Source organism: Streptococcus sp. CL8.13, from assembly GCF_049737895.1.
Genome location: NZ_JBKOTT010000055.1, coordinates 1 through 5680, shown reverse-complemented (window position 1 = coordinate 5680; position 5680 = coordinate 1). Strand labels below are relative to the sequence as shown.

The following is a 5680-nucleotide window of genomic DNA, read 5'->3' as shown; positions in this document are numbered from 1 at the left end:
TTAATCAATTTCACTGCCTTTATAACCTTTATCCTCAACCGTTTTGATCAGATAAGAGGGCAGGATGAAGAGAAGAAATATGAACTGGTGAGAGATTACCCAATTACCTCAGTCTGGATTGAGATTGATACAGATAAGATGACACAGGTGATTGATAATATTCTCAACAATGCCATCAAGTATTCGCCAGATGGTGGGAAAATCACAGTGACCATGAAGACGACTGATGATCAGATGATTTTATCTATCTCAGACCAAGGATTGGGTATTCCTAAGCAGGATTTACCACGTATCTTTGACCGTTTTTATCGTGTGGATCGTGCTAGAAGTCGTGCCCAAGGAGGTACTGGTTTAGGACTAGCTATTGCTAAAGAGATTATCAAACAACATAAGGGCTTTATTTGGGCCAAGAGTGAATACGGTAAGGGATCGACCTTTACCATTGTGCTCCCTTATGATAAGGATGCAGTGAAAGAAGAAGTATGGGAGGATGAAGTAGAAGACTAGAATGAGTGAAACAGGCTTTAAATACAGTATTTTAGCATCGGGTTCCAGTGGAAATTCCTTTTATCTGGAAACCCCCAAAAAGAAGCTTTTAGTGGATGCAGGCTTGTCTGGTAAGAAAATAACCAGCCTACTTGCTGAAATAAATCGCAAACCAGAAGACTTGGATGCTATCTTGATTACGCATGAGCATTCAGATCATATTCATGGAGTAGGTGTTTTGGCTCGCAAGTATGGTATGGATCTTTATGCCAATGAAAAAACCTGGCAGGCTATGGAAAATAGCAAGTATCTTGGCAAGGTGGATTCTTCGCAAAAGCATATCTTTGAAATGGGCAAAACCAAAACATTTGGAGATATCGATATCGAGAGTTTTGGTGTGAGTCATGATGCAGTCGCACCGCAGTTCTATCGCTTTATGACGGATGATAAGAGTTTTGTCATGCTGACTGATACAGGTTATGTGAGTGACCGTATGGCAGGAATTGTCGAGAATGCAGATGGCTATCTTATAGAGTCCAACCATGATGTAGAGATTTTGCGAGCAGGTTCTTACGCTTGGCGACTCAAACAACGAATCCTATCGGATCTGGGTCACCTTTCTAACGAGGACGGTGCTGAAGCTATGATTCGTACCTTGGGAAACCGCACTAAGAAAATCTACCTAGGACATTTGTCTAAAGAGAACAATATCAAGGAACTGGCTCATATGACCATGGTCAATCAGCTGGCGCAAGCTGATCTAGGTGTAGGAGTAGACTTTAAGGTTTATGATACCTCACCAGATACTGCAACACCATTGACAGATATATAAAAAAGAAGGCGAGGGCCTTCTTTTTTATATCTTTTACAATCCTGCGAAATCTTTGATTTCTTGTGCTGACATTGAAGAGTCACAACGGACGTTGATTTGTCCATCCACAATGTGAACGAAGCCTGGTACAGTTGGGATACCATAGCGTGAGCGGAATGCTTGCAACTCATTGAGTTGGCTTGCTTCTTCACTGTTGATGAAGTAGATGTGGGCTTTGGTTTCAGCTACGACACCTGACAATGTACCTGCGAATTTACGGCAGTAAGGGCAAGTTTTGCGACCAATAAAGAAGGTTGCAGTTTCTTTTTTATCAAGAGCTTCTTGTGCACGCGCAACTGTAGTGACTTCAAGGTCTTTGATATTATCTAAAAATTGTTCCATGAGATTACCTCGCTTTCATTGATAAGTCTAGTATGCCATAAAGTTTCTAAAATTGCTTAGATTTGATACGAAAAAAAGATGAGATTATTTGGTCTCATCTTTTATAGGGCTTTATTTTACAAAAGCATTGATTTCTGCTTCGATATTAGCAATTTTAGCTTGTGATTCTTCGTTTGTTTCCCCTACAACTGCAATGTAGAACTTGATTTTTGGTTCTGTACCTGAAGGGCGAACAGCAATCCATGAACCGTCAGCAAGTGTGTATTTCAACACATCACTTGGAGGAGTTGTCAAGTTTGTAACAGTACCGTCAGCAGCAGTAGCAGTTTGAGCTTTAAAGTCTTCTACGACAGTAATAGCTGTTGCGTTCCATTCTTTTGGAGCATTGTTGCGGAATTTAGCCATGATCGCTTTGATTTGTTCAGCACCATCGACACCAGAAAGGGTAACAGAGATAGTTTTTTCTGCGTAGTAGCCGTACTCTTTGTAGATTTCTTCGATACCGTCAGCAAGTGTCAAACCACGTGAACGATAGTAGGCAGCAAGTTCAGCAACGACTAGAACAGCTTGGATAGCGTCTTTATCACGTACGAATGGTTTAATCAAGTAACCGAAGCTTTCTTCAAATCCCATCATGTAAGTGTGATTGTGTTTTTCTTCGAATTCTTGGATTTTTTCAGCGATGAATTTGAAACCAGTCAAGACGTTGAACATAGTTGCGCCGTAGCTTTCAGCAATCTTCGTTACCAAGTCAGTTGATACGATAGATTTGCAGAGTGCTGCATTTTCAGGCAGAGTTCCAGCATTTTTGTGGGCTTCCAAGATGTATTTAGCCATGATAGCACCGATTTGGTTACCTGAAAGGTTGAGGTAGCTACCATCTTTTTGAAGAACTTCAACACCAACACGGTCAGCATCAGGGTCAGTTGCCACAAGAACATCTGCACCAACTTGACGACCAAGTTCTTCAGCAAGAGCAAAAGCTGCTTGGCTTTCTGGGTTTGGAGATTTTACAGTTGAAAAGTCAGGGTCAGCAGTTGCTTGCGCTTCAACGACTTGAACAGAGTCAAATCCTGCTTGGGCAAGAGCACGACGAGCCAACATTTCACCAGTACCATGAAGTGGTGTGTAGACAATTTTCATGTCTTTACCGAATTCTTCAATCAAGGCTGGGTTGATGTTTACGTCCTTAACCTCTTTAAGGTATTCTACATCAACAGCTTCGCCGATAACTTCAATTAAGCCAGAAGCTTTTTCAGCTTCCACATCAGCAACTTCAACTGCAAATGGGTTTTCGATTGCACGGATATATGTAGTCAAAGCGTCTGCATCGTGTGGAGGCATTTGTCCACCGTCTTCACCGTAAACCTTGTATCCGTTAAATGGTGCAGGGTTGTGGCTGGCTGTGACCATGATACCTGCGAAACAGTTGAGGTGACGAACTGCAAATGATAATTCTGGAGTTGGACGAAGGCTTTCAAATACGTAAGATTTGATGCCGTGTTTAGCAAGAACTGCCGCAGATTCAAAGGCAAACTCAGGTGAGAAGTGACGACTATCGTAGGCAATTGCTACACCTCGTTCTTTTTCGTTTCCACCTTTTGACTCAATCAAACGAGCCAATCCTTCAGTAGCTTGGCGAACAACGTAGATGTTGATGCGGTTTGTACCAGCACCAATCAGGCCACGCATACCTGCAGTACCAAATTCAAGATTTGTATAGAAGGCATCTTCCTTAGTTTTTTCGTCCATATTTTCCAAATCTTGACGAAGGTAGTCAGGAAGCTCCGCAAAATCAACCCATTTCTGGTAATTTTCTTGGTAAGACATTGAAATTCTCCTTTTTGTAAATTGTTTTAACCGTTCACATTATAGCACTTTTTAGCGTTTTAGTAAAACGGTAGCATAATTTTCAGAAAAGTGGTGTCATATGCTGGTTTATCAAGTCTTGAATGCCTTAGGGAAACATGCTATACTGTTTGTATGATTATTTTACAAGCTAATAAAATTGAACGTTCTTTTGCAGGAGAGGTTCTTTTTGATAATATCACCCTGCAAGTTGATGAACGAGATCGAATTGCTCTTGTTGGGAAAAATGGTGCAGGTAAGTCTACTCTTTTGAAGATTTTGGTTGGAGAAGAGGAGCCAACTAGTGGAGAAATCAATAAGAAAAAAGATATTTCTCTGTCTTACCTAGCCCAAGATAGCCGTTTTGAGTCTGAAAATACCATCTACGATGAGATGCTTCATGTCTTTGATGATTTACGTCGGACTGAGAAGCAACTTCGCCAGATGGAGTTGGAGATGGGTGAAAAGTTTGGTGAGGACTTGAATAAGCTGATGTCAGATTACGACCGCTTATCTGAAAATTTTCGTCAGGCAGATGGCTTTACCTATGAAGCTGATATACGAGCGATTTTAAATGGATTCAAGTTTGACGAATCTATGTGGCAGATGAAAATTGCTGAGCTTTCTGGTGGTCAAAATACTCGTCTGGCACTGGCTAAAATGCTCCTTGAAAAGCCAAATCTCTTGGTATTGGACGAGCCAACCAACCACTTGGATATTGAAACTATTGCCTGGCTAGAGAATTACTTGGTAAATTATAGCGGTGCCCTTATTATTGTCAGCCATGACCGTTATTTCTTGGACAAGGTTGCGACAATTACGCTGGATTTGACCAAGCATTCTTTGGACCGCTATGTGGGCAATTACTCTCGTTTTGTAGAGTTGAAGGAGCAAAAGCTAGCTACTGAGGCAAAAAACTATGAAAAGCAACAGAAGGAAATCGCAGCTCTGGAAGACTTTGTCAATCGCAATTTAGTCCGAGCTTCAACGACCAAGCGTGCCCAATCTCGCCGCAAACAGCTGGAAAAAATGGAGCGTTTAGACAAGCCTGAAACTGGTAAGAAATCTGCTAACATGACCTTCCAGTCTGAAAAAACGTCGGGTAATGTTGTCCTGACTGTTGAAAATGCAGCTGTTGGCTATGATGGGGAAGTCCTGTCAGAGCCTATCAACTTAGACCTTCGTAAGATGAATGCTGTTGCTATAGTTGGTCCCAATGGTATTGGCAAATCAACCTTTATTAAGTCTATAGTGGACCAGATTCCTTTTATCAAGGGGGAAAAGCGATTTGGCGCTAATGTTGAGGTTGGATACTATGACCAAACTCAAAGCAAGCTGACACCAAGTAATACTGTACTGGATGAACTTTGGAATGATTTTAAACTGACACCAGAAGTTGAAATTCGTAACCGTCTAGGTGCCTTCCTTTTCTCGGGAGATGATGTTAAAAAATCGGTCGGCATGCTGTCTGGTGGCGAGAAAGCTCGTTTGCTTTTGGCTAAATTGTCTATGGAAAACAACAACTTTTTGATTCTGGATGAGCCAACCAACCACTTGGATATTGATAGCAAGGAAGTGCTAGAAAATGCCTTGATTGACTTTGATGGAACCTTGCTTTTTGTCAGCCACGACCGTTACTTTATCAATCGTGTAGCAACTCATGTTCTAGAATTGTCTGAGAATGGTTCGACTCTCTACCTTGGAGATTACGACTATTATGTTGATAAAAAGGCTGAAATGGAAGTCAGTCTTACAGAGGAAGCTTTAACCAGCAATCAAGTAAAAGAAGCAAGCTCAGTTAATGACTATCAAGCTCAGAAAGAAAGTCAAAAAGAAGTTCGTAAACTTATGCGACAAATCGAAAGTCTAGAAGCTGAAATTGAAGAGTTAGAAAGTCAAAGCCAAGACATTTCTGAACAAATGTTGGAAACAAACGATGCCAGCAAACTCATGGAATTGCAGGCTGAGTTGGACAAAATCAGCCATCGTCAGGAAGAAGCCATGCTTGAGTGGGAAGAATTATCAGAGCAGGTGTAAAGATGGAACATCTTGGAAAAGTATTTCGTGAATTTCGTACAAGTGGAAATTATTCTTTAAAGGAGGCGGCAGGGGAGTCCTGTTCAACCTCTCAGT

At 41.3% G+C, this 5680-nt stretch carries 5 protein-coding genes and 1 pseudogene; 4 read left to right on the top strand and 2 right to left on the bottom strand.

The genetic code is table 11. From position 1 onward, the window contains the following. A partial coding sequence (locus ACLNCN_RS02895; protein ID WP_424844572.1) for an ATP-binding protein occupies positions 1-507 on the top strand: 507 nt, incomplete at its 5' end. Position 508: 1 nt separating this feature from the next. Then, on the top strand, positions 509-1318 hold the full coding sequence (locus ACLNCN_RS02890) for an MBL fold metallo-hydrolase (protein WP_424844571.1): 810 nt from the start codon (positions 509-511) through the stop codon (positions 1316-1318). Between the two features lie 33 nt (positions 1319-1351). Here ACLNCN_RS02890 and ACLNCN_RS02885 read toward each other — a convergent pair whose 3' ends face one another. Together ACLNCN_RS02885 and ACLNCN_RS02880 are read right to left on the bottom strand one after the other, a co-directional pair. Then, positions 1352-1699: a thioredoxin gene (locus ACLNCN_RS02885; RefSeq protein ID WP_261240309.1), complete on the bottom strand. Its 348-nt coding sequence runs from the start codon at positions 1697-1699 to the stop codon at positions 1352-1354. A gap of 111 nt (positions 1700-1810) precedes the next feature. Beyond that, entirely contained in the window at positions 1811-3529 is a 1719-nt protein-coding gene (locus ACLNCN_RS02880) for a phospho-sugar mutase (RefSeq protein ID WP_000121686.1), read from the bottom strand. Between the two features lie 153 nt (positions 3530-3682). Between ACLNCN_RS02880 and ACLNCN_RS02875 the strand changes: the two genes are divergently transcribed. Further along, the gene (locus tag ACLNCN_RS02875; RefSeq protein ID WP_173876221.1) at positions 3683-5584 is read left to right on the top strand and encodes an ABC-F family ATP-binding cassette domain-containing protein; all 1902 of its coding nucleotides are present in this window, start codon (positions 3683-3685) and stop codon (positions 5582-5584) included. A 2-nt stretch (positions 5585-5586) separates the two neighbouring features. Then, positions 5587-5680: pseudogene (locus tag ACLNCN_RS02870) on the top strand (MutR family transcriptional regulator); the annotation flags it as partial.